General features: G+C 46.5%; 16 protein-coding genes. 7 read left to right on the forward strand and 9 right to left on the reverse strand.

The features are described from left to right. The first annotated feature begins 147 nt into the window (after window positions 1-147). The 4 genes from SFA31_RS07950 (at window position 148) to SFA31_RS07965 (ending at window position 8215) form a co-directional block, all read left to right on the forward strand. Window positions 148-528 (forward strand): hypothetical protein, encoded by a 381-nt coding sequence (locus SFA31_RS07950; RefSeq protein WP_174491892.1) that lies wholly within the window; start codon window positions 148-150, stop codon window positions 526-528. Then, complete coding sequence (locus SFA31_RS07955) at window positions 515-1432, forward strand: Kiwa anti-phage protein KwaB-like domain-containing protein (protein WP_322837503.1); 918 nt, start codon at window positions 515-517, stop codon at window positions 1430-1432. Before SFA31_RS07950 ends, SFA31_RS07955 begins: the two co-directional genes overlap by 14 nt. Before the next feature lie 379 nt (window positions 1433-1811). Then, complete coding sequence (locus tag SFA31_RS07960; RefSeq protein WP_322837504.1) at window positions 1812-6695, forward strand: AAA domain-containing protein; 4884 nt, start codon at window positions 1812-1814, stop codon at window positions 6693-6695. Then, the gene (locus SFA31_RS07965) at window positions 6692-8215 is read left to right on the forward strand and encodes a hypothetical protein (RefSeq protein ID WP_322837505.1); all 1524 of its coding nucleotides are present in this window, start codon (window positions 6692-6694) and stop codon (window positions 8213-8215) included. Before SFA31_RS07960 ends, SFA31_RS07965 begins: the two co-directional genes overlap by 4 nt. Window positions 8216-8558: 343 nt before the next feature. Here SFA31_RS07965 and SFA31_RS07970 read toward each other — a convergent pair whose 3' ends face one another. Beyond that, on the reverse strand, window positions 8559-10403 hold the full coding sequence (locus SFA31_RS07970) for a hypothetical protein (RefSeq protein ID WP_322837506.1): 1845 nt from the start codon (window positions 10401-10403) through the stop codon (window positions 8559-8561). Window positions 10404-10506: 103 nt separating this feature from the next. Here SFA31_RS07970 and SFA31_RS07975 point away from each other — a divergent pair, with 103 nt between their 5' ends. From SFA31_RS07975 to SFA31_RS07985, 3 genes are all read left to right on the forward strand, one after another. Beyond that, window positions 10507-10731 (forward strand): helix-turn-helix transcriptional regulator, encoded by a 225-nt coding sequence (locus SFA31_RS07975; protein ID WP_001614372.1) that lies wholly within the window; start codon window positions 10507-10509, stop codon window positions 10729-10731. Window positions 10732-10755: 24 nt separating this feature from the next. Next, a complete protein-coding gene (locus tag SFA31_RS07980; RefSeq protein WP_322837507.1) occupies window positions 10756-12282 on the forward strand; it encodes a YfjI family protein in 1527 nt (508 codons plus the stop codon). Window positions 12283-12731: 449 nt separating this feature from the next. Continuing rightward, entirely contained in the window at window positions 12732-13430 is a 699-nt protein-coding gene (locus tag SFA31_RS07985) for an inovirus Gp2 family protein (protein WP_322837508.1), read from the forward strand. Window positions 13431-13481: 51 nt separating this feature from the next. On the opposite strand, the gene SFA31_RS07990 is transcribed toward SFA31_RS07985, so the two are convergent. The 8 genes from SFA31_RS07990 to SFA31_RS08025 form a co-directional block, all read right to left on the reverse strand. Further along, on the reverse strand, window positions 13482-13955 hold the full coding sequence (locus tag SFA31_RS07990; RefSeq protein ID WP_322837509.1) for a hypothetical protein: 474 nt from the start codon (window positions 13953-13955) through the stop codon (window positions 13482-13484). Window positions 13956-14019: 64 nt separating this feature from the next. Beyond that, window positions 14020-15228, reverse strand: a complete 1209-nt coding sequence (locus SFA31_RS07995; protein ID WP_322837510.1) for a tyrosine-type recombinase/integrase — start codon at window positions 15226-15228, stop codon at window positions 14020-14022. 575 nt (window positions 15229-15803) lie between these two features. Continuing rightward, window positions 15804-17135: an alginate export family protein gene (locus SFA31_RS08000; protein WP_322837511.1), complete on the reverse strand. Its 1332-nt coding sequence runs from the start codon at window positions 17133-17135 to the stop codon at window positions 15804-15806. A gap of 20 nt (window positions 17136-17155) precedes the next feature. Then, on the reverse strand, window positions 17156-19432 hold the full coding sequence (locus tag SFA31_RS08005; RefSeq protein ID WP_322837512.1) for a phosphotransferase: 2277 nt from the start codon (window positions 19430-19432) through the stop codon (window positions 17156-17158). Window positions 19433-19466: 34 nt separating this feature from the next. After that, a complete protein-coding gene (locus SFA31_RS08010; protein ID WP_322837513.1) occupies window positions 19467-21266 on the reverse strand; it encodes an ABC transporter ATP-binding protein in 1800 nt (599 codons plus the stop codon). Continuing rightward, window positions 21256-22428 (reverse strand): glycosyltransferase family 4 protein, encoded by a 1173-nt coding sequence (locus SFA31_RS08015; RefSeq protein WP_322837514.1) that lies wholly within the window; start codon window positions 22426-22428, stop codon window positions 21256-21258. Before SFA31_RS08015 ends, SFA31_RS08010 begins: the two co-directional genes overlap by 11 nt. Then, the gene (locus SFA31_RS08020) at window positions 22425-23669 is read right to left on the reverse strand and encodes a glycosyltransferase (protein ID WP_322837515.1); all 1245 of its coding nucleotides are present in this window, start codon (window positions 23667-23669) and stop codon (window positions 22425-22427) included. Before SFA31_RS08020 ends, SFA31_RS08015 begins: the two co-directional genes overlap by 4 nt. Before the next feature lie 11 nt (window positions 23670-23680). Continuing rightward, complete coding sequence (locus SFA31_RS08025) at window positions 23681-24874, reverse strand: glycosyl transferase family 28 (RefSeq protein ID WP_322837516.1); 1194 nt, start codon at window positions 24872-24874, stop codon at window positions 23681-23683. Window positions 24875-25854: the final 980 nt, after the last annotated feature.

The following is a 25854-nucleotide window of genomic DNA, read 5'->3' on the forward strand; positions in this document are numbered from 1 at the left end:
GCAGGATTTGGACAATAAAAACTCAAGGGAAACATCTGTTTTAATTTTTTGACTTCAGGAACATGCCATCTTCCGCTTCAAAAACCATTCCTGTCAGTGAGTTTGTTTCTTGTTTGTTTAGCCTGCTTTGTTTTCTCATGGTTCGCTTTGAACCTTGCTAAACCAGATGGGCAAAAAATAAAAATAATTGAATCAAAATATACTCCATCAGATTTAATGAACTATGTGCTTCCTTATATCGTTTCATTTATGAGTATAAGTTATATGGAGACCAATAAGTTTCTAGGGTTTGTTATATTCCTGTTGTGGCTCTTCTGGCTCTCATATAAGTCAGGTCAAATAATATTAAACCCCATGCTTATAGTCTTTAACTGGAAGATGTATGAGATATCTTATCGTTTCCCTGGGAGCAATGATATCTTTTCTGGAGTTGTGTTAGCCAACACTGATGTTAATCCAAATTCAGATTATGAATACGAAACAATACAATCTGTTATAGTCATTTGTGGAGAGAATGATGATGCTTGAGAATTTACAGGGTTTTGATCTTCAAACGGCCGAGTTATCGGTCTGGGTTTTCAGGAAAAAATCCCTGAAAGGACAGGCGTCATTTACAGGGAAATGGATCCCAGTAGATCCTGAGCTTAAAACAGAATTATTAGGATTTATTCAAACAGAAAGAGGTAACTATACAGAAATCATCGATTATTCGTTGCTGGCGCAGAACAACGAAGGCAGTCTTATGCTTATTGGAACCGGGGAAACTTCGGCTGTAGATGTTACAACGATATCTGCAAATCAAATGCCAGCGAAAAAGGTAAAAGAGATTAAAGAGTTATCTAATTGTGATTTCTACTCTGTAAAATTAGTCTCCGGCGATACAGTACTACACTGTGTAAAGAAAACTGATGCATCCTGGGCGGCCAAAAAGCAGGCTGGGTTGAAGTCAGTTGTTTTCAAAAATAATAAGTTAAAAATTGATAGGTCCCCGCGATTTAACATTGCAAAGGATTTTGACTTTTTCATTCTTGAGGATAATGTTTATATTAAGAATAAAAAAGTATTTGAATCAGTTTTGAGCTACAAAACAGCGCATATTGATAATTTTAACGTATTGATGGATGAACCGGAATTCAGTCAGTTGCTTACCGATGCAGAGCCGTTGAAACGGTACGTTGGTAATAATGCGATGCAACTGAGAAGAGCATCTGCTATTAAAGAAAAAGGGTATTACAAGGTACCAGAGTTCATGGATAGTTTGAGAGCTAATGCGTTACGATTTAGATTAAATCTGCAGTTTGATGCTCAAGGTAAAATCATTGCCAGTGATGAGTGTTGTGCGGATATATTTCAGGCTTTGCTTGACCATCGCTTGCAATCGCACTTTGCTGCGCACATCTATGATGTGCCTAACGCCTCAATGGTTCCATAAATTTAGCTCCAGAAGTGGGTTTGATATTGTTTTAAGTGTTGGGGGGTGTCGCTAATTAAAGGGTAGGAGCATTGCTTTATTACCCTTTTATACCCATGATTCGGCATGAAATGAAGATCATGCTATTTGCTACGAATGTTAAAATGGTAAGGAATATGTTTATAACTATTAATATTTTAAAAATCAATACGTTACATGTTATAATGTAATGTGGTGAAAAATTCATCAATAATTGAATGCGGTATGTAGCACTGCTCCTGTTGAGTTAGTTCTGCGTTTTGTCCTTGATTTCACGAGTTATCTGTCATTTTTTGTTTGCGTTTCCGTTAAGAGTCTTGCAAATCGTTAACATGACGGAACTCCTGATGAAAATATAAAAATGAAGATTGATATTCTAAGTAGTGACGGTATCCATGCCTCAGAAAAGGAAGCAATTAAGAGGATGGTAGAAGTTTTCAATGCATCTAGTTTTAGCCAAAAATGGCATGGCTATGCTGGTTTCATGATGATGGATACAACTTATAGAGATCGAGAGATTGATTTAGTTCTTCTGACGCATGATAGACTCCTAATCGTGGAACTTAAAAAGTGGCGCGGGAAAATTGAACCAATGCATGATCATTGGTTACGTGATGGTGATGACATGGGGCGTTCACCAGTTAAAGTCCTTGCCGATAAGTGGAAAATTTTATCATCAAAGATTAAAACTCGTCTAAGTGCGCCAGCAACAGAAGTATACATTGATTACAGAGTTGTCATGTGTGGGAGTGCTGACTTTTCTGAAATTCCAGAAGATGAAAAATCATTTGTATGTACACTTGAACAGTTTTTAAAAATTGCCAAATCTGGGGGGTACCAAGGCGAATTTGGTCCACAAAAAGCGCGTAAGCCTTGTGAATATTTGCAGGTGTTCACACCATTTTTTAGAGGTAAGGATTTCAAGCCTTCAAGTTTTTCATTCAATAATTTCCAAATTGTTGGAGAAGCAACTTTTCCTCATCCTGATGGATTGTACAAAGAATATAAATCTGTCAAAAAAGATGACCAACGACATGAAGCATTGTTAAGGCGATGGGATTTCTCAGCATTATCTGGCATAGCCGATACTATTGATGAACGAGCCCGTATAGCATTGCGAGAGCATAAAGTTCTAGGTTTCATTCATGAGCAAAATGAACAACTTGATAGCGTAGTTTTGCAACCTCTATCGCATCCAACTCGAGATGATATAGATGCTGATTTCTGTGAACTATATAGACTACCGTCGAGACAATTAAGACTTAATGAATTCATTCAACGTTTTGGTGAAGATCTAGAGTTCTGTGAAAGGGTTAACTTTGTAAAGGTACTTTTATCCCACGCAGCCGATTTACATGACTTGGGCGTTGCTCATCGGGATATTAGCGATCATTCTATTTGGTTAGAACGGCCATCTAAAATATCTATATCAGGTTTCCTGACCGCATATTTCCCTGAATTAGGAACAGTTGGTTCTCTTCGTGATCAGCTTCGTGCAAGCAAAACTGTTTTACCTGAGGATTCCGAAATTGGACAAGGTGAAGCGAGCGATCCATTCCGTAGAGATGTTTATTTATTGGCTGTAGTTATACATCATATTTTATTTTTACAAGCCCCCAAGCAAGAAGACTCTTTATTTGTTTGGAATAGTCCAGCTGATTTTGAAGTTGATCCACAACTTAGCACTTGGTTTGAAACTGCTTTGGATTTAATTCCCGCAGGTCGATTTTCAGATGCGCGAACGATGCTTAATTCTTTTAATACCTTACCTTTAGGATATCCGGAAAAAACAGGTATTGACTTACGTAGATTCGAGCCTTATCGAAGTGAGTTGATTCCAATGGTTATTTATCCTATTGAGGAAAATATAAAGCAGGGCATGAGTCATTTATATAAATCGACTTTTTCTGGTGAGAGTGTTTCGGTTAAAGTATGGTACGGGCGGAAACCAGATATAAAGCGACCGGAAGAGGCTTTACAACTTCAGAATTTTCTCGATAAAGCTCGCCTAATAAAATCCCAGCCCTGTTCTTCTCTTGCTGAAGTTATTGATTTTGGTATTTCAGATGCAGGAACCTATTTAGTCCAAAAATGGTTGAATGGGGAATTCCTAAATGACGCTGTCGAATCATGTCATGTTGGTCGTGAATTGATATTACTATGCAAAAAAATAGTTAGGGCAGTGCTACATTTACATGCTATGCAATTACAACATGGGGACCTGCACCCTAACAATATTTTAATAGAAGAGGGAGACGTTCGCTTCATTGATGCACTTGATATACCTTGTTCAGGTGAGAATATAATATTTACTCCTGCATATGTACCTACAGATTACGAATCTTTGCCAACGGAGGAACGTGATTGCTACGCTGTAGCCAAAGTGTGTAATGAGATTTTAGAACACGACGTTAACTGGGAAGGGGTTGATCCATCAGCTTTACTTAATGAGATCAGAAGTTGTATGGGGCGGGATTTTAAAATTTATTCTCTTGACCGAATAAATGATGAAATAGAGATGTTAATCAACCCTCCACAAATAAATGAGGGAGTGAGGTTGTCAGTATTAATGAGGCAACTGACCTCCAGCCAGGAATTAATAAATGACAATGGTGTATACCATATCAGTATTAGTGAAGAACGAGTCCGTTCGCCAAAGCAGCAGCCTCATATTATCGTAGCTTTTGCCGGAGTACGTAAACAGTTACAAATCTATCTTAAAGCGACCCAATTAGATTTTGCATTTTTACGAACTAAAGATATAGCCCATAGCTTATTTGTACGAATGGCATCACAAGCCATTACACAACTCGAAGCTAATATATTATTCGAACCCTCATCCGCGGATGACCCTAGCAAGTTATTAGAACATGTAAAAAAAATACCTGAGGTTATCTCTGCAATATCGAGAATTCAGAATAGAATTCTCGGTGGCGATCTTTCTTCTGATGAGGAAGAAATTGAGAACTCAGAAACTTTAACTGTTTCTCAAACAAGACCACATACAGCATCACTTTGGCGTGCAATTTTAGATGCAGAAGAAGATTCCTTACCTGAAATTGAAATCACCTCATCAGTTGTCAGGGATATGGATAAGCGTCATGAGAAATTGCGAATACCTTACAGAAAAGAGGGAGAGTCTTTAGACTATGAATCAGATGCAAAAGTTGAGGCATTACAAGAAATAAACGGTGAACTAATTCGTGTAGGGAATGTTGATATAAGAGAGACTACCCAATCTACTCTCGTACTTGAAAATCCAAAGATTCGCATTCAGACTAATATTGGCGACACTTTGAAATTACGAAGTCAACAAGATTTATCATCTTTTATTCGTAGGCGTCATGCAGTTACACGTATTTTAAATGCGGAATCGGCTATCCCCTCATTAATCAATTACTTTGATCCATTAACTTGCCCTCATCCACAATATCTACAACCAGAGCCAACTGATTCTGATCTTGATGCTTATAATCGATATGATAAAGATGGAGAGCTATCTTTTTCACTCAATCGACAGCAACGAGATGCCTTTTCTAAACTTTGGTCATACGGCCCATTGAGTCTTTTGCAAGGCCCTCCAGGCACTGGTAAAACTTCATTCATTGCTTCATTTATCCATTATGCTCTCTCACAAGGAGCCCAAAGTATACTTCTTGCAAGCCAGTCACATGAAGCAGTTAATAATGCTGCAGAAAAAGTAATTGAACTTTGTCAGCACAGCAATTTGCCCCTAGATGTTGTTAGGTTCGGTGCAGAAGGAATGGTCTCAGAAAAACTTCATCCATATCATTCATCTTCCATTTTGCAAAATTATCGAGACTTATTCCGCTCAGAAATGCGAGTTAGAATTTCAGCAATGAACCGAAATTTAGGCCTCCCTAACAAATTTGTAGAAAGATGGTTCGATATTGAATATCAACTTAAGCGTTTGAATCGTGAAATAGAAAGGTTAACCACAAAACTAAATAAAAATGAAATATCAGGAGCTAATAATCCTCTGATAGCTCGAATAAATCAGCGACTTGAACGATTTAAAAAAATTGCATCTGAAAAGTTTGGTTATGCGGGGGAGGGAACTCCAGATGAAGTGATTAATCAATTAAGCCGTGAGACAATGAATCAGTTTGGTGTAACTTCTTTAGATGCAGTGTCTAGACTGGAGCAAGTAATTGCAATGTCTCAAGAGTGGGTAGATCGCTTAGGCACTCTGAGAGGTAACTTTGAAGAATTTCTTGCGAAGACTCGATCACTTGTATGTGGGACTTGTGTGGGTCTAGGACGCTCACAATTTGGTGTAGCAAAAAATCGCTATGATTGGGTGATAGTCGACGAAGCTGCTCGTGCGACACCTGGCGAATTGGCTATAGCAATTCAGTCGGGTCGCAGGGTGTTACTGGTCGGCGATCATCGTCAATTGCCACCTTTGTATCCTGAACCAGTGGTGCGAAAAATATCGATAGAACTAAATTACTCTGATCGCACGGTACTAACTCGTAGTGATTTTGAACGTGCTTTCGAATCAGATTATGGTAAACAAGTCGGAGCAACATTACGTACTCAATATAGAATGGCCCCACCAATAGGTGAAATGGTTTCAGCTTGTTTTTATCCCAAACCGTTAGAACCTGGACGTGGAAATCCAGAACCTTGGTTTAATCAATTACCTAAAAGATTAAGTTCTATTGTTACTTGGGTTGATACTTCCGATGCTGGGGGAGAATCTTATGAAAGAGCAAAACATCCTGGATTTGACAATCCTTATGAAGCTAGAGAAATTATTGATACATTGCGTTCAATATGCACAGCAGAATCATTCATCAAATATTTAATTGATGAAACTTCAGATGAGGAAAAACCAATTGGTGTAATTTGCATGTATGCAAATCAAGAACGCCTATTGCAACGTTTACTTAGCGAACAAGATTGGGCTACTGGTTATAGACATCTTATTAAAATTGATACAGTTGATAGTTATCAAGGTAAGGAAAATCGGATCATTATCGTTGCAACGACGCGCAATAATAATCAGTGTATTCAAGGGTTCCTTAGCAGTTCGGAGCGAATAAATGTGGCGATTTCCCGTGCAATGGATAGATTAGTAATCATTGGGGCTGCTCGTATGTGGCGAGAGAGGCATCAAACTTCAGCGTTAGGTCGTGTATTAAACCACATTGAAACACATCGTGATGGGAATAACTTCAATTTGGTTCAGGCATTAGCCATTGAGGAGGGGCAGAAATGATTACATTGGAAGAAAAAAAGCTAAGAGAAATATTAGCTGTTGATGAAATTACTTTTGCAATTCCTGCACAAAGTTTCGCGATCGAATGTTCAATAAGTGCTGAGGAGGCATTGCCCGTTGTTACTGAGTTCGCGCTTCGCATCGCTTATGTTTGTGGTACATTGAGTCCTATACAAATTCAGGATTTTTTTGGATTCACAAAAAAAGAAACTGATGCAATAATTCAGACATTACTTAACGAACGCCTCATTAAATGGAATGAAGATGAGCTGTTAGAGCTAACTTCTTATGCATTAACTCGTTTTCAAGATAGCTCAGATCATCTACCTCGGTTCTTTAAAATACAAGAATGGAGTTCTGAAGTTATTTTTGATCTCATAAGTTTTAGTCCAGCAGGACGCCCCAACAGATTGAAACGTGTAAATTCATTAGTGGAGTTAGCTGCACGAAATATTGAGAGGCAATCTAAAACAATTCAATATGCAGAACAAGCCTTTCAAGAGCATTTTCATAGTATTTGTAAGAAGAATAAAGCAGAGATCTATAAGATTAGTGCGGTAGATGCTGGCGAGCATTTTAGCATTCCACTGCCGTGTATGTTTCATCTGGATTTGGATGGCCAAGTTAATATTCGGCGTGATATAGATAATGAAGCTTTTAATAATAGACTTGAAATATCAGAGGCTATTACTGATGCACTTTCAAAACAAGAACGTCCGCAAAACAATAGTTTTATGGATTTTATTCATTATTTTGATTATTCGTTATTTGAACGTTATGTTTCGAATGATGCTTTTGATTTGCGTCGATATGTTCAAGATGTTCATTTAACACGTATTGTTGGTTATGATAATAAACATGTCACCCCATTACTTGGAGCATTTTATCTACAACATAACGCCGATTTAATTATCACTAGGCTTGGAGATGAGATACTAAAACAGGAAGAAATGTTAGTTAATAAGGAGGTTAGTTTAAAATCTGGTGAGGATGGTGAAAAAATAGACACCCTCCCTGTTTCAGAAAAAACTATCGTTCAAAGCGGGTTGTGGCTTGCCCCCCAACTATCCCTTTGGGCTAGAACTCGCGGGGCAAGAGAGTTTGCTCAAAAGATTGACCGTCTGTTGGATTCTAGGAATAAAGAAAAGAGCAATCCTGTTGGTACTTATGTAATGATCTCTGGTCGGAATAATGCAGCTAAAGATCGTGCATTTAAATATAGAGATCAGTTTCAATATTTATTTAATCTAGATATATGTCTTATGGATGGAAAATTAGAGTTGTTACTGATACCTGGTTTAATTGTATGTGTTCTTTTTCATTTCCATTTGGAACATCAGCCGGTTAGCATCCCAATAGGGTTTATCTCGTCTGAGGTGGAACATTTGAAAATAGCAAGTTCATTGATATCTGAATCAACGAGATCAAAACAAATATTTTCATCTATGTATGATAGTGAAAACGTTCCTGTTGCCTATCAAGGATTACAAAATTTGCTTGACATAATATCTACGGAATAACTGTATTGTTGGGTTGGCAATTATTTGGGTTCATATTAGTTATATTTTGTTCTTATTAGAGATTGATGTCTGAGTTTACAGGGCCTATTCTTAATGGATAAGCCCTTTTTAATAAAAATACATACATCCAAGCCAAGTATCGCCTCTGATAACGTTACCTATTACCTATTACCTATTACCTATTACCTATTACCTGTTAGTGCGATTATTGAGCACCTCGATCACCCATAAGCCTTGATTCACCTGCTTTTTCTGAACAGTAAAATGTTACTGTCTATGTAATCCCCCGGCTACAGTGGCTACGTGTAGCCACTGTAGCCGGGGGGGATGCAAAGATATGCACTTATTTTCCACCTCCCTGTGTTTTCCCCGCCTGTATTTTTCTTTCTTCCTCCAGACTCGTCAGGGCTCCATATATCAAATCCCACAATTTTTTATCAACTGAAAGAATCATATTCCTTATTTCCTCCCCCGGACAGCGAAGGTATTTTATCAGACTCTCGATGTCCCGTACGCACGCCAAAAGAGGACAGTTAACCAGTATGCCTATAAGGCTATCATTCAGTTCACCTCGGGTCAGAATTTTATTATTTTTCAGGATGTAGGCTAAATCTTGGCTGGAAGTGATTTTTTCAAGAAAGATAACGTTGAGTATCTTACCCAGGATAGTGTCAACTTTATCCAGAAGCCCGTAAACAGATTCAGGATAAATGCCTTCCAGCTCAAGGTCATTCCAGTCACTTATTCTCCTGACCATGTTATTATACATCCTTACCGAACGCATGATGGTCAGATTGTTGGCATCTGATAAAATGGATTCAGAAAGGAGAGTACTTTTCATCACAGAACCGTCACTGTGGGTTTCTGTATAAGCCTGACTGACGGGGATATAGTCAGCATAAATTCCCTGATTTTCAAGAATAGTTGTTACAGATGATGAGAAAACACCTTTTTTAACGGTTTTCCTCTCGAATTTTATGCGTAATGCAATATGGATAACTAAATAAGCGGATGTCAGGTATCCTACAGGTAAATCATCCAGAGAAATAATTTTGACTTTCTCATAGGCTTCCTCTGTTTCCCCTTTACTGATTAAATCTATAAGTTTCCAGAGTTCAAAATACGGTTGAACAACCTGTTTATGGGGTTCTTTTTTTAATTTTACAGCAATGTCAGTTAACTGTGCTTCGGAGATAATGGTTTTATCATTGAAGTTGAAAACGATACTTTTTAATGCGATGATGCTCTGTAAACATTCCTCGTTTATATTCAGGGAGATCGGTTTTATTGCTCTCTTATGATAATAACTCGCAATTGAGTTAATCATGGTATCATGATGGATAAAATCTTGGGGTTCTGGTTCATACAGTAGTCTGCATAACATTTCTGATATATTGCCGGGTTTTATTCCATTGTGTACATAGTTTCTGTAGTACCGTGAGATGATATTAATGACAGGGAGTTTTCGTTCGGCATTAAGGAGTACGGTCAAGGAGTAATGGGCTTTTTTTATATTATCAAGGTTGACTCTGATGCTGTTCAGTGTCTCATCGTCGACAATACCAGAATACGCATCAAGGCATTCTATAATTGATGTATCCAGCGCACCTTTTTTCTGTGTGTTACCAGGGCGGATGTTTTCAATGACTTTAAAAAGAGGTGTCAGATTTTCTGTATGAGAGAATTCTTGTTCTCTTACTGAATTCTTCAGATACTGCCGAACGGCAGAAAAAGCACCTTTTTTTTTCTCCTCCCAGCATGGGCAGTACTCTTTCTGCAAGAAAATGTGTATATGGTGATAAAAGCTATTTTTGTTTTCAGCAGTGTAAGTTTTATAGATATCAAGTGCGATGAGCCTGGGGAGTATATACTGGGCGTAGTGGATTTGTATTTGTTTGCGACTTAGTTCAGTAAAAACAGGCCGAGTCATCAGAGCATTATAAAGTTGCTCATATTTATAAAAAATCTCCCTTCTTTGCTCCGTACTGAACACCCCCTCCTCATCAAGGTGTCTGATGATTTCATCATAGCGTTTCTCCTCCTTTATCTCTTCGTCATCATTGTTATCGAAAAAACGCTGGTGACCTGAAAAGTTAGCGGATCCACGTATGTCTGCTTGGCGAGCCCCTTTCTGGAACAGGCCGAAGGACTCGTAAACGTCGTACATCAGGTTTGCAAAAGTATGCACAGTGACTCCCTGCAGTTGGTTTCGTTTCTTTTACGGGGACACTATTCCAGATCCTGTGCAAAAGTGCGACCACAGCCAGAGACATCCAACAGGAGAATCAAAAATGTCATCTGTTTACACCAGGCAACCAGAGCCACAGCAGCGCATTCTGCGCATGAGAGAACTGACGAAGATAGTTGGTCTGTCCCGGTCAACTATCTATGAAAAGCTAAATCCCGAATCCAGGTATTATGACGAAACGTTTCCAAAACCCGTGAGACTTGGTGCTGCTTCCGTTGGATGGCGTTCCACTTCCGTTGATGAGTGGATCGCTTCCAGAAGCGTTTAATTTTTTCTCAAAAGAGACTATGCAATGAAACTTACCCATAAAAAAACTGAAAATCATCATGTTAATCTGAATACCAGAGCAATTTTAACTTTTTTTCAACAAATCATATCTTTCATATATGGCAAAACCAGCGCGGCGGTTGAGCTTATCTTTGCAACCCTCCTGGGGAGCATGGCTCTGGCCTGCCAGGATATGTATGATGTTGAAATTGATGATGATATTATCGTCCCTGTATCGCATTTTCACATAATACTGGCAAGGTCCGGAAGCAAAAAAACGACGGTATACAGGCTCATCATGGCGCAAATTCATCAAACTGAACGTGAGTTGGCTGAGGTGTTTTCACTCATGCTGAAGGAGTATGAACGGCAATACGTGCTATGGGATGAAGAATGTAAGAGCCTTAAGAAGTCGCTTCAGAAAGCAGTGCGCCAGAAAGAGGGAGTGGAGACGGCCAGAAATGAACTGGATGAATGTCTCAGAAATGAACCGGTTAAGCCTGTAAGGGTGCATCTGACGGTAACGGATCCCACGCCGGAAGCCCTTCTGAAAGAGCTGGGGCAATACTCCAGTCTGGGTATCACCTCTGACGAGGGAAGTGCTCTGTATGAAAGCATCATGCGCCGTAAGATCGCAATTAATAATACGCTATGGTGTGGTGATGATTATCGGGTCAGTCGTGCGTCAACGGGTATCACAGATATTAAAGATCCCCGGCTTGGTATGCTGTTAATGACACAGCCGGAGCCACATGACTGCACACTGAAATCACTGGGTAACGTAATACGAGCAACGGGAATTTATGCGCGTACGTTAACCATGGATCTTACGTTACTCACCAGACAGATTGATATTGATGAGCTGGTTTCTGGCGATGAGTCCGATCTGGAAAAGTTTTATGCCATTCAGAAAAAACATTTACTTGCCGGGATGGAACGCAGAAAAAAAAATCAACCCCGAATCTGTATGACTTTTGCTCCTGACGCAAAGAAGCGGTTGCGTGATGTTGGTAGGGACGTAAAGCGTCTGATGCAGCCGGGGGGAAAACTGTACCATCATAACGACTGGGCTGCGCGGTACTGCGAACATACCGCGAGGAGTGCTGCTGTGATGCAGCTGTTTATCACTCCTGACTCAACCGTTATTACGCTGGAAACTCTGGAAGCTGCATTGTTAATATCGGAATGGCACCTTAATCATTTTATTGTAAAAATGGATGTGGTCAGGGGACCTTCCCATTCTGAAAGAGTACTCAGTTGGCTTGAAAACCATCTTGTTAAAAATGGGTCTTATGATTTTTTAAGGCGTGACATGATGCAGGATATACATCGTTCGCTCAGAAAAAAAGCTGATCTTGAGCCTGTTCTGGAACAGCTTGCTGATGAAGGGAAAGTCCAGTTGTGGGAAGACGCAAGCGGAACGCATTATGTCAAATACCTGGCTTCCGAAATAGCACCTTCAGAACTGGATACAGAACACAAGGCTTTGAAAGGTATACCAGAATATCATGGGGGAGGTAGTGCTATCAGTAGCATCCCGCTGAGAGAATAACTTCAGAGTGATTTTTACGATTTATCAGGTGGTTATGTATCTCATAACCCTTAGTGTGCTGCGGGTTTCGTTGTTGATAGTGGGATTATTATCCGTATTGATTAGTCGGTATATGTAATATATTTATCATTGTTAGTATATTTATCATTGTTAGTATATTTATCATTGTTAGTATATTTATCATTGTTAGTATATTTATCATTGTTAGTATATTTATCATTGTTAGTATATTTATCATTGTTAGTATATTTATCATTGTTAGTAGGTACTATATTTATCGTTGCTGGTAGGTACTCTTACGTCAATACACTAAATATCGGTATATGCCAACACAATAATCAAACCTGAGTATCGGCAGAGATAATAAATCCCTGCAGGGTAACCTGTACGCTTAATTGAGTAGCAGCTTGCTACCCAATATCTAATGAATTTTGCTGAAAGGTATTATTATGAAATCACCTTATGGTTTAACTGAGAAAGAGTTTGAATTCCTGCGGAAGGAAGCTGAAGGTAAATATTATTCGAGAATATCAGGCCATATGCTTCGTCGAACGCTTGCTGTAATATCTAATTATCTGGAAAACTATAACCGGATATTCGCATTACGCGCTGACCTGAGGTTTGCTCAGTCCCATGTGCCAGGAGAGCCGGACTTGCCGATATGCTTTCAGAAGGATGATGAGAAAGCCATTACACGAGCCCTGGAATCCCTTAAAAGCCAGTTAAGGGAAGAACACAAGCGTTTTGGCAGGCCTGGTGAGCCTGTGCCACTCGGCTATATCTGGGCCAGAGAGCGTGTTACCGGGGAACATCCTCACTACCATCTGCTTCTGCTGTTTGACAGAGAGGCCTATGCCTATCTGGGAGATTATACAAAGCCTGACGCTGATAATATGGGGACCCGGATACAGAAAGCCTGGTGCAGCGCCATTGGGCTTGATTATCCTGAATATGCTTATCTCCCGCATTTTCCGAAGAATCACAGCGCGTGGTTCACTCGGGATGATGCGTTAACGTTAAATGCTGATTATTATGACTTTCTGCTACGGGTAGCCTATCTGAGCAAAGAATACAGTAAAGACTTCCATGACGGTTATCGCAACTTTGGCACAAGCCAGCTAATACAGCGGTCCTTGAGCGACAAATAGAACTTCAGTTGCAGACTTGCCGATAAAAGTGCAGGTCTGCATTATTAATCCTCACCCGACAAGCTGGCGATAATCGCATTCCATCTCCTCAATAAAATCATTACCGATTGTCGGAAATCCATAGGTTAAGAGTTCTCTCCCTTGTATTTTAAATAAATTATAGAGATAGCTGTCCTTCCGGTGAGCGACGTGAACAGGCACAAAAGGCCTGTTTTTTACGATAGCTTCGTTTAGTTCGCTGGTGCTGATGACGTTGTATTGATCCCCTGTGATATCAATAACGTAATCACCCACTTCCAGCCAGTAGTGAGTAATCGCATCATTTTTACCGGTGGCTCCTGTGACACCCTTCAATTCCAGATCAGGCCATAATTTCAGAAAATGGAAGGAGAGTAGCATTGAGCAAAGTTTGCAGCTCATGACAGGAAATCCGTGAGGGATGAGGTAGGTTGTTGACGGATCGCATTTTTCGAGTAGTTCTCGAAATCTATTTACCTCTTCACGTGCAGCTTCAATGGTAAACAAAAATGCCTCCAGGTCTATTATATGAGTGGGGTTGAAAGTCTCTGCAGATGGGAAAACGGCTTTCTCAGGTCGTAGAGACCGCAGACATAACGTAATCTGCCCATGCCTGCATCATCGGCCGTCGTTCATTCAACAGGTCCGTACGATGGTAGGCTGCTTCAGATTTGTTCCTGATAGTATGAGCCAGTGCTCGTTCAGCCAAATCATGCGGATAGCGTTGTTCACTGCACCAGTCACGGAAGCTGGAACGAAATCCATGCGCGACAGCAAACCGTCCCTGGGTATCGCTGATAGCTTTGGTTTTACGCAAAAATGATGTCAAAACCATATCGGAGAGAACAGTTTGTTTTCTGGGGGAAGGGAATACCAGCGTCTCATGTAATCCTCTCATTTGTTCAAGTAGCCCAATAGCCTGCTGAGACAGCGGCACTCTGTGCTGGACGCCGCCCTTCATTCGACCTGGCGGGATGGTCCAAATCTTGCGTTTAAAATCAATTTCGCACCATTCCATCGCACGAGCTTCACCCGAACGACATGCTGTCAGTATGACAAACAATAGTAATCCTCTGGTAACGTTGTAACGATCTTCAGTGTAAACGCGGCTGGCGATGTATAACGGTATAACTTTCCAGGGCATAGCAGGCTGATGTTCAGTACGTATACTGACGCTGACCTGCTGGGGAAGTAGGTGGTCGACGACATCGACGGGATTGGCTGAGCAGAACCCATGAGCCCAGGCCCACTGCATTACTTTATGAATACGCTGTTTTACCCGTCCGGAGGTTTCGGGGATAGTCATCCACGAAGGACGCAAAACATCCGCAACATTGGCAGGTGTAATCGCATCAAGAGGAACGGTCCCCATAGCTGGAAACACATGCTGTTCGAGAGTCGATATCCACTGCCGGGCATGCTTTTTGTTACGCCATCCTGGCAGCAACTCGGTATGAACTTTTCGTGCAGCTTCTTCAAAAGTCGGAATTACGATTTTGGTCGTTTCCGCTTTTTTGAGTTCCAGAGGGTCATCTCCAGCCGATAATTGTTCTCGCATGGTTTGAGCGAGTTTAGCCGCTTCGGCAATGCTAATTTCGGGGTAAGAGCCAAGACCGGCATTACGTCGTTTCTGAGTGACAGGGCTGACGTAGCGTAGCACCCACTTTCCGCGTCCTTTAGTGGAAGAGGGATGTAGTGTTAGGCCAGTGACACCACCATGAGAAATCGGTTTGTCATTGGGTTTGATATGACGGGCTTTGGTATCAGTGAGTAAGGCCATAAGTGGTGGCTTCCTTTAAATCTGAGTTATGCCATCTGGTATGCCATTAATTGAAGCTTTCTTTGGATTGGGCTAACATACATCGGACGGGTAATAGTGTGATTTACTGTATTTATGCGGGTTTAGTTGACGGTGTCGTACCAAATCGGATTTATATCAAGCGGACGTCCGTTCCGCCACTATTCAAGGCCATGCTATTAATTAGCATGGCTTTTTTCATGTCTGTAATTTTGGTGCCTCTTTCAGTTTACCAGCACATTGCGCTTCCTGTTTCTGCTTCCGGCAATGATCCTCCGTTCGTATTCGGCTATTCGGCTATTCGGCTATTCGGCTTAAGCTTGTGCGACCTAATGCCAGCATCTTCGGTTAATGTCGGTTAATAATATTGTTCATCTTCTCAAACAGTCCCGGTCGCCAAACGACGTGCGGGCGCGGCCTTTCTGAAAAGTGAATCCTGGACGGCTTTTCATTGCCGTCACAGTACATTTAGCTACCCGAAACAGGCGAGTTCCGGCCTCAGCCTGTCTCATTATGAGCGGCGTTTATTAGCGCCTTCCCATATACGAATTGCGTTTTTAAAACCGGTACTCAGCCTCAAAGCCAACGGAATACGCGGGTGCGCTGCGTGAAGCATTATCGCCGGAGCCTGAACGAAAACGCTTAGACGGCGTAAACATCCCCATAATCAGCTCTGTTTTCAAATGCTCGTTAACCTCCAGCCCCCAGATAAGGTCAATACCGCCGCCCAGGCGCGACGTTTTACGGGTGTCATAACGCGATTTAAGCTCGCTGTTATGCACGTCTAAATCCCCTTTTTCTACCTGCCGATAATCGTGATAAACCAGGTCCAGGGTAGAGTCCGGAGTAATATTCACGCCGATACCGGCGGTGAGGATATGCAGGTTTGTGAGTTCCGGTGCCAGCGTAGCGCCATAAATATTAAATTTAGTATTGCCGCCCATGGTCGCCTCATTCGACTGCAGGCCCGTCTGGCGATAGTATTTACTGGCCATTGCATAGCCCAGCGTCACGCGCGGGCGCAGCGGTGTGGAAAAGATGTAGGTAGCGCCCGCATCAACCGCAAAACCGTGCCGCTGTGAGCCGGTACTATCACTCTGCATAGCGCCCAGATCCCCCCAGTGACGCAGGCCTTTGTTCTGCTCGCCGTGAGAACGCAGCCCGTAGTGCAGCCGCTGGGAATCGTCATTGTGCGTATTTTTTGTCGTTAGCAAATAGGCCCCCGCGAACCAGTCTTTACCAAATTTTCGGCGTACAATTGCCCCTGCGGCAGCGGTTGCGCCGCTATCGCGGGAGGTTCTGTCCAGCAGATCGCGCTGCCAGTAATTCACCCGCCCGCCCAGCAGGTCAGCGCGCCATTTTCCGAAGCGCCAGTAAGCCAACGCGCCATCGATGTTCTCATCCAACAGCCACTCGCGCTCATCACGGTAGAGCCAGCGCCCCAGAAGAAGCCGGGTATTCAGCGCGTCTGCATCCATCCCAAAATAGACCTGCGTAAGCTCAAGGTGGGTCTTGTTCTGTTTTGGATTCCCGGAAGTGCGTTTGGTTTTATCTTTCAGCTCCATCTCCGCCACGCCGTAAAGCGGGCGACCTTCCAGTAGACTGAGCCGCAGACGCGCCTGCGGTTCTCGCTCCTGTACATGTTCCCGTTTATCCCCGCTGCGTAGCTTTTTGTTACGCAAAAAGAAGGTTTCCATTTTGAGCGTTACATTGACCTTCATGATGTCGGAGCCGCTATCGCTGCGGATAGCGACCTGTTCTGGCCGCAAGGGAGCGCTGGCAGTCCTGTCGGGAAACGTTTCCCGACGACCACTATCTTCGGCGTGGGCTAAACATGAGGTCAAAAAAAGGCTCAAACCCAGTGGGATGGCGCGTACTCTGTAATCCATTATCTAACGGCTCCTTGTTATTACTGCATCCCAATTAACTGCTCACAATATTCCAACAGCGCTGCCGTGGTGTGCGTGCGTGTCGGGAAACGCGTACTGAGATAAACATGTCGGGCCAGAGAGAGCGCCAGAAAGCCGGCAACGTCGGCTTCACGGCTCTGCGGGGAATGCGCAAGCCAGGCGCGGATAAAGGCTTCTTCGTGGGGTCTCAGGGCATCAATGCTGCCAAACCGGCGCAGCGCCAGTTCACGAACGTGGGCCAAATAATTACCGGCATCCAGCGCCGCTGCGCTCATACAGCAGAGATCGAAGTCCAGTAACACCGGTGTACCACGGGCATCTATCAGCACCTGATCCGGGTAAAAATCCCGGTGTACCGGCACGGCTGCTGCGCGGAATAAATAGCTGGCCTGCCTGTCACAGGCATTCAGCAAGGCCATCAACCGCTGTTGCCAGTGGGGATTGTCCGCCGCGACCTGGTTTAGCCCATGCGCCAGAACCTGCAGCTCATCGTCTTTTTTCCATACGCGCCCGCTGACGGCGCTTTTCAGCGCGGGGCTTGCCTGTAGGGCCGCCAGCGCCGTACCGGCGACGGTCCCGGTAGCGGTCAAATCGGCGGAAGGTGACAGGCAATTTGTTAGCATCTGTGCGTCTACATGGCGCTGGAGCCACATATTACACTCAGCGAGAAGCGATAAAGGCTCCGGTACGCACAGCGCCCGGCCCCGTGTGCCCATCTCGTCCCACAGCGCACGCTGGCAGCGAAAGGCGTGCCTGTCTGCGCCTTTTTCCCGATACTTACCCAGAACCACCAGCGGTGTTTCATTCCCCTGAATCGACCAGCGATAGGCTACCAGCGCCCGGCGTCCGGCCTTGTGCCGCAGTACCTCACAGGAATGAAGCCGCACCCGCGTCGGCAGCTTCAGCGCCTGGCGCAGCGGTATTTCCATCAACTTCCGGGAACAGATCTGGCTTAGCCGCATCTGCCAGTCGCCTTCAGCCACAGGGTGCCGGGGTGCAAGAAGCTGTTCGGCGCGCCGCAGCAGCGCATCAATGCCCGCAGGCCAATTATCAGCGCGTTTACGAAAAGGTTCTGCCACCAGCGCCAGCAGCGCCAGTGCCGTATAGCAGGGCAGCCCGTCCACGGGCAGATCCCGTCGGGAATGATATCCGCTGACTAAGGCCGTGCGGGCGGTATCTGCCTGCGCCCGACTCAGGCTATTTTCGATAACATCCATCTCTATTCGCGCCAAAAACGAGGCCAGGTCGTTTAGAGGGTGCCCGTAGGTGCTGCGATCCCAGTCGATAAAGTGAATCGGGGTATCGGAGCCGGCAATAATCACCTGATCCGCCGAGAAATCTCCGTGCAGCAGCGTCGCTGGTTGCTCAAACTGGCGGATCTGTTCCCTAACCAGCCCGGCGCAGCGCTCAAAGTGAGGGATCGCCTGCGGATAAACGACGCGCAGCGTGTCTATGGCGCGCCACATAAACTGCAGATCGTCTTCCACGCTGCGTTTTACCGGCAGCGCAAACGGCGCTGAATGTACCTGGGCCAAAGCGTCTCCCGTGCGCGTCAGCAGCGCGGGCATTGCCGGCGAAGGCAGCAAATGCTCCAGACACTCGCCCTCAACCCAGCGCGTCGCCACCAGACGCTTTTTCCCCCACGCGCCCAGTAATGAGACGTGGCCCAGCGCCAGCCCCGTGGCGCAGCCCTGTAAAATAGCGCCGAATTCACGGGCGCTGGCGCAGCGAATAACCGCCAGCGGTTTCCCTGCGCGCGTAATACCTGCCACGCAGCGCCGCTCTGGCTTATAGCGCAGAAAGCGCCACTCAACGTCCGGCGCATCCGCCTGTTCCGGCAGCCACTGGCGCAGCAGCGCCGTCCTTTGCGACTCCTGCCACAGCGTATCCAAATAGCGAATTTCCCGGTCCTGGGTTGGGTGCTCTAATAAAATGGCCTCTTTTTCCAGCCTGACGGGCGAAAAAGGATGGTTAATATCCAGCAACGCCTGGCGTTTCGGATGCGTCGCAGACACGCTAAAGCGCTCGCGGGTCAGCGCCTTGGCAAACCAGATCTGCCTGCTTCCATCATGTAGACTAATTTCTATCGCCAGCAAACAACTGGTGCCTGGCTTATAGCGCAAATACGTCTCTTTAAGCGCCCGGGCGTTTGTAAAGCGCGGCAAAAGGCGCAGGGTGGCCAGGAGTCGTTCCGGATTCAGTATCAATGCCAGGCCGGGAATGGCCGGATCGGCGGCAATAAGTGCGCGTTCGGCGTCGCGGGCGCTCACGGTCATCTTGGGGTTCCTTGTTATACTGGCGGGGTGTAATTCAGCCATGCTGTATATTCCACAGTTCGAAATAGCGTCCCTGCTGTTTCATTAACGTCTGATGATCGCCCTGCTCAATAATTTCCCCGCCGTCAAGAAGCAGAATGCGATCGGCCCGGGCGGCGAAAGCCAAATTATGGGTAATGAGCAGACTGGTTTTGCCGCGCATCAGGTGCACCAGTGCATCGGCCACTTCCCGCTCATTTTTATAATCCAGCCCTACGCCCGGCTCGTCTAACAGCAGAAACGCATTGCGGCGAATTGCGGCGCGGGCGATGGCAATCCGCTGCCGCTGGCCGCCGGAAAGCGACATCCCGCGCTCACTGACTACCGTGTCGTAGCCATCCGGTAACTGAATGATAAAATCATGGGCATTCGCCAGCCGGGCCGCACTGGTTATCTCATCATCAGTGACCGGGCCGCTGGCGCCCAGCGCGATGTTCTCCCGAATAGAGACACCGAATAGCAGGCTCTCCTGCGGAAGATAGCCAATTTGCTTGCGCAAATTACGGATATCGTATTCACGCAGATCGCGATCGCCGATAACAATGCGCCCGGCGCACGGCTCATACAGGCGCAGCAGTAGTTGGCTGAGCGTGGATTTTCCTGCCCCTGATGGCCCGGTAATCGCCAGAGAACCGCCGGCCGGAAGGTGAAAACTAATGTCCCGGAGCGCCGCGCGTTTTTCCGACTCGCCGTTTGCCGGATAATGGAAGGTGACCTGTTCAAACCGGATGTCATGGGCGGTGTCCGGCAGTATTCGATCCCCCGTTTGCTCACTTACCGCAACCGGCGTGTGCAGCAGTTCGATAATACGCTCGCCCGCGGTGGTGGCCTTTGAGAGGCGCCCGCTGTATTTGGCAAACTCCCTGACGGGACGAAAAGCGTTTTTCATGTAGGAGATAAAAATCAGCAGTTCTCCCGCCGACATCATGTTATTCATGACGCTTTTAGCCCCCAGAAAGACCACCACGGAAGTTGACGCCGCAATCAGTAAATCCACCCGACGCTCCATCCCCGCCGCCAGCCGCTTAGACCGCACATTCTGCTTCATGCTTTTAGCGTCGTTGCCGTTGAAGGTATCCAGGGCCGCGTTTTCCAGCGACATCGCCTGAATAGTGGCAATACCGGTCATAAATTCGGATGATTTCGCGGCGAGGTTACCTTCGCGCTTGCGCTGCGCCCGGCTGACATCGCGGATCTTAACGCTGCTGTAAAACGTGGTCAGCGCTAGCAGCGGCATTGCCACCAGGGCGATAAGAGTTAGCTTCCAGTCCAGAAACAGCATAAAACCCAGCATGCCGACAAAAATAATGATGTTTGATAGCAGCGGCATCATGGCGGTTACCGTCACTTCACGCATCATGCCAATATCATTGATGAGGCGCATGGTCAGATCGCCGGTGCGCGCGCGCTGAAAAAATGCCAAAGGTAGTCGCAGCAGATGAGCAAATAGTTGACGGCGGATATCGCTCATCACCCGGCTCCCGGCCAGCGCCATACCGATGGTGCTGGCATACCCTGCAGCGGCGCGCAGCGCGGCGATCGCCACAATCCCGCCCGCACACAGGAGCAATAAATTTTCATGGCTCAGTTGATTAATATTAAAGCCGTTGAGCAGCGGGTTATCCTGCGCATCGCCCATCACAATATCGATAGCAAAAGCCAGCGGCCATGGCTCCAACAGCCGCAGCCCGCTGCTGGCGAGCAGCATGAAAAACGCCCCCGCCAGCAAAGTTTGCTGCTTACGAATAAAAGGCAGAAAGGTTCGCAGCATGGAAGTCGACGCTTTAGATTTCATCGTGCCCCTTGTGCTGCGCAGTGACATTCGCCAAAGACAAAATCCGTTTCACTACCCGCAGCCAGCTATGATTCCGCTCCACCTGCCGGCGGCCCGCCAGCCCCATTGCGCTTCGCATAGTCGGGCTGTTTATCAAGAGAGTGAGCGCTTCGCTCAAAGCCCTGGCATCGTCCGGCGGCACCAGTAAGCCGTTTTCGCCTTCTTTCACTAGTTGGTCCAGATGGCCGATACGCGAAGCCACCACTGGCAGCCCGGCGGCCATGTACTCATATATTTTTAGCGGCGAGAAATAGAAGTTCTCCAGCTGCGGGTAGGGTGCTACCGCGATGTCTATTTCTGCCAGTAGCGGCGGGACGTCATCGTGCGCAACGGCGCCGCTAAAGTGGCTCACGGGCAGCAGGCCGTGGCTATTGAGTTTTTCACGCACCGGCTCAAATTCAGGTCCGTGACCAATCACTGAAAGCGTGACCGGCAGCTGGCGCTGGTGGAGTAGAATAAAAGCATCAATTAGCGTATTAAGGCCGTGCCAGGGCTTCAGCGTGCCGAGAAACCCGATGCTGACAGGTGCAGAAGACGCCGGTTTTTTCACTGAAAAACGCGCCGGATCGACGCCATTTTCCACCACATGGACTTTGCCACGGGCGGCGGGGAAGCTCTCCAGCCAGTTTTTAACTCCTTCAGATACGCCGATAATGGTTGCAGCGTGGCGAATAGCAGTCTCAAGCGTGGCCAGCGCTTCGTCTTCCAGCGGCAGAGTACGATACCGGCGCTGCTCTTCAATCAGCGGGGCGTTGACCTCAAGCACCGACGGCGTGCCGCTGCGGGCTGCCCAGGACATCCCCGCATGGCTCCATAGCGAATAGCGCTCATAAACAAGACTGAATGGCCCGGCGGCGTCTAGCGTGGCGATAAGCATTTCATTAGCCGCCAGCGCCGCACGCGCTCGCGTTGTCTCCTGCGTGGCCGCAGGTAACGCAGGCAGCGGCACTACCCGCACCTGGCGCAGCCCTGCAGGCGGCTCACCGCCGGGGCGCTGCGCAAACAGCGTTATCTCCGCTCCGAGCCGTAACAGAGCTTGCATCACCTCCTGAATATGGATTGACGCGCCTTTATTGCCGAACACGGGAATACCCGGATCGGCACAGATATAGGCCACTTTCACAGGCTACCCTCCCCGTCGCGGCGTTCAGCCACGGCACCTGCAAACAGGTTTCGTAAAAGCGCGGCGTTACTGTCGATATCAAACTCGCGCTCGATAAGCCGCCTTGCTTGTTCAGAAAGGCGCTGACGCAGCGGCGCATCGGCTATCAGCCGCGCCATGGCATCGGCAAGTGCGTCAGAATCCTGCGGCGGCACGCATAGCCCGGTCTCTCGGTTTATCACCAGCTCCGGTATACCGGCAACCGCGGTAGAGATAACCGGGGTACCCAGCGCCATTGCTTCCAGCAGCACGGTTGGCAGACCGTCGCGATCGCCTTCTTCGCTGATGATGCAGGGCGCGGCGAGCAGCGTGGCGCTGCGCATGGCGTCAATGATGGCCGCCTGAGGGAGCAGGCCCGGCAGCGTGACCTGCGCGGACAGTCCGGCCGCGTGAATTTGCTGCTGTAACACCTCTCGCAGCGGCCCGTCGCCAATCAGCGTGCAGCGAAAAGGCAGATGGTGCAGCCGTAGTTTGTGCAGCGCGTCAATCAGCAGCGGAAACCCTTTTTTCTCGACCAGGCGACCGACGGCCAGAATATGGGCAGGCGTATTTTGGGTGGGAGACGAATAGCGGAAGATGCTTAAGTCGATGCCGTTATATAAGCGCGCTACGTTATTAGCATCGTGACCATACTGCTCGCGCAGGTAGGCCAGATTGTATTCTGAGACGGTAACGGCGTGCGCCGCATCCCGCAGCTTTAGCGCTAATTCAGTGCTTTCTTTATACGGGTAATAGATATCTTTCGCGTGCGCGGTAAAGCTATAGCTAATACCGCTCAGGACGGCGGCCAGGCGGGCGACCGTGGTAGCACGGGTACCAAAATGGGCGTGCAGATGCTGGATACCGCGCGCACGGATAGCCAGTGCCAGCTGCGTTGCCTGCGCAAACTCGTGAACATTATGATGCTGCAACGCCGCCTGGCGGGCGGTGAACCCCGGGATTTCCCGGCCGGCGAGATTCAGCAGCGCCCAGAGATTATCGGTATTACGCTGCTTATCATCAAACCGCGTCACCGGGGCGCGAACCTTAGCAATCACATCCTGAAAATGGGTTTCATCAACGTGGCCTAGCGCAAAAATATCAATTTTCATGCCCGCACGCTCGTGGGCCAGAATTTCGTTGACGATAAATGTTTCTGAAAAACGCGGGTAGCGCTTTACGACATAGCCCACGTAGGGATGTCTTCCTTGATAACTTTCCATGTATTTATGCCTTACGCTATATAGTCGAGCTGCTTATCTTTGTGAGGAAGAAGGGCGCCAATTTTTTTCGCAAATGTTTTCAGGCCGTCCAGATTGAGGCAGCGACGGGGATTATCGGGCTGCCAGTCGGAGGCGAGCCACGCATTGAGTTTCTGAACGGTAAACGCCTCAGGATGAATGCAGGAAACCAAATGAATATCCGCCAGGCGCGACGCTCTTATCCACTGCTCTTTGCGCGGAGAGACGCGCGGGATAATTAAGGCGCGTTTATGTAATGACAATATTTCAATGGTGGTGTTGTAGCCGCCCATGGCAATAACGCTGTGGGCCTTTTGCAGCAATACCAGCGGATTGGCAACGAAACGGATAATATGAAGATCGGGGCGCCGGGCGGCAATTTTTTGCAGGGCTTCATATTCCGCAGGCGGCATCATGGTGCCGGTAATTAATACGCCGGTCACGCCTGGCGGAAAGGTAGCCTGCGCGAAAACATTGGCCAGTTTATAGCCATCCTGGCCGCCGCCAACGGTACACAGCGCGTAGGGGCTATCAATATCGACAGGCGACCTGTCCATTTCCGGCGGCCGCTGGGGCTGCGTAGTCGCATCCAGATATCCCATAAAAGAGACTTTTTTTCGGATGCTGGCATCCAGCTTATAGGCCTTGGTTAAATCGTAAAACCGGGCATCGCCATAGACCCAAATATCAGAATAATAATCACGAATGGCGGCGGCGTTATCCAGCTTTTCCCACTGCTGTAACACCCGCTCGGGTTCATCAATAATGTCCCTCAGTCCGAGGATAAGCCGCGCGTTCTTGCGCTTAAGCAGGGGTAAAACGGCGTTCAGTTCCGCCATCGCCCCGCGAGGTACATTATCAACCACCACGATGTCAGGATTAAACGCATCCAGCGCAGCGCGGATAATGCCCGCGCGCAGGGCAACTAAATGATGAATATCCCCGCCCAGCGAGCGGGGAAGATACTTGCCCTCGGGCGTTTTAAGGTAGGTTGGTAACGTAACGGAATCCATGCCCTTAGGGAAATAGAATGCACCGGATTCACGCACGCCATTTATTAACAGGACTTCCAGGTCTGGTTGTGATGCTAACAGTGTATTGGCCAATAGCATATTGCGCCTGATATGGCCTAGACCCATGGTGTCGTGAGAATAAAACGCCATGCGAGGGGGTTTTGTAAGCGTCATTGCCTAAATCTCCATCCATGAATGTTTACTTAAAAACTGGAGTTAATTCATTAGTGTTCCTTACAAATATTAAGAAAATATTAACTGGCGGATGAGTACATCTCTCACTGGTGGGATAAAAGCACTTTATTCCTGGTGAGGCGCTCCACGGGCTATGGTGCCCTGGTGGCTCATTCAGATTATTGCTATGCTTGCGGCTCAAAAAGTTTAATTTTATTTATTTAATTACCTTTTCTCTTTATCAATTGAATCGCTTCCGGCGTATAGATTCCCGCGGTGAACGATACCTGAGGCTATGCGCTGTGGTTTGCATGCTTTAATTCCCTGCATTCGGGGGGGCGTAAATAATCATCGGGGTTGACTTATTGCGTTAAAAATAACGGCATTCAGCCCAAATTACCTGGCTTAAAAGATGGTGTAACTTATTGCCCTTTTTATCGGGGAATCACGATGCAAATTACAACTAATACTATTAACCCGGCGCTTCAGCGCTTTATCTTTTTCTACACGGTAAAGATGAGGTGATGATAGCCAGAGAGCGTTATTTCCTGACACAAACGGTGAAAACATTAATCGCGTTCTTATGGATAAGCGGAGAGCAGATTCCACGGGAAGCTAACTCGATAGTTCAAATAGCGCGAGCTTGCGTACCTTGAGTGACGGCGGCGAAGATAAAGGATATTTGCTTCTCCATTCGATACCTACAGAGGAAAATATGCGGCGTATAGCGGTGAGCACTCAGATAAAAAATTCGCGAATGCTTATATGCACGCCCTCGCCGTGTATTTTCCTTCTAATATGAAGACGATATATGCGGTGATTTGGAACGCTATTTATTTTACAGCACATCAGAACGGCGCTATCCGGTACGACATATTATCGGCAACGGGGCCAGTTATCCGTGCGTCCGCCGGTGGCTACCGTATTATGAAAGTGGCGCCTGGACATATCGTCGGTACTTTCTCCCGTGCCGGGTAACG

Source organism: Erwinia sp. HR93 (assembly GCF_034555055.1).
GTDB lineage: Bacteria > Pseudomonadota > Gammaproteobacteria > Enterobacterales > Enterobacteriaceae > Apirhabdus > Apirhabdus apintestini.

Coding starts and splice junctions, on each gene's coding strand:
- SFA31_RS07955 (WP_322837503.1), top strand. CDS start 515: ATGATGATGCTTGAGAATTTACAGGGTTTTGATCTTCAAACGGCCGAG.
- SFA31_RS07960 (WP_322837504.1), top strand. CDS start 1,812: ATGAAGATTGATATTCTAAGTAGTGACGGTATCCATGCCTCAGAAAAG.
- SFA31_RS07965 (WP_322837505.1), top strand. CDS start 6,692: ATGATTACATTGGAAGAAAAAAAGCTAAGAGAAATATTAGCTGTTGAT.
- SFA31_RS07975 (WP_001614372.1), top strand. CDS start 10,507: ATGTCATCTGTTTACACCAGGCAACCAGAGCCACAGCAGCGCATTCTG.
- SFA31_RS07980 (WP_322837507.1), top strand. CDS start 10,756: ATGAAACTTACCCATAAAAAAACTGAAAATCATCATGTTAATCTGAAT.
- SFA31_RS07985 (WP_322837508.1), top strand. CDS start 12,732: ATGAAATCACCTTATGGTTTAACTGAGAAAGAGTTTGAATTCCTGCGG.
- SFA31_RS07995 (WP_322837510.1), bottom strand. CDS start 15,228: ATGGCCTTACTCACTGATACCAAAGCCCGTCATATCAAACCCAATGAC.
- SFA31_RS08000 (WP_322837511.1), bottom strand. CDS start 17,135: ATGGATTACAGAGTACGCGCCATCCCACTGGGTTTGAGCCTTTTTTTG.
- SFA31_RS08005 (WP_322837512.1), bottom strand. CDS start 19,432: ATGACCGTGAGCGCCCGCGACGCCGAACGCGCACTTATTGCCGCCGAT.
- SFA31_RS08010 (WP_322837513.1), bottom strand. CDS start 21,266: ATGAAATCTAAAGCGTCGACTTCCATGCTGCGAACCTTTCTGCCTTTT.
- SFA31_RS08020 (WP_322837515.1), bottom strand. CDS start 23,669: ATGGAAAGTTATCAAGGAAGACATCCCTACGTGGGCTATGTCGTAAAG.
- SFA31_RS08025 (WP_322837516.1), bottom strand. CDS start 24,874: ATGACGCTTACAAAACCCCCTCGCATGGCGTTTTATTCTCACGACACC.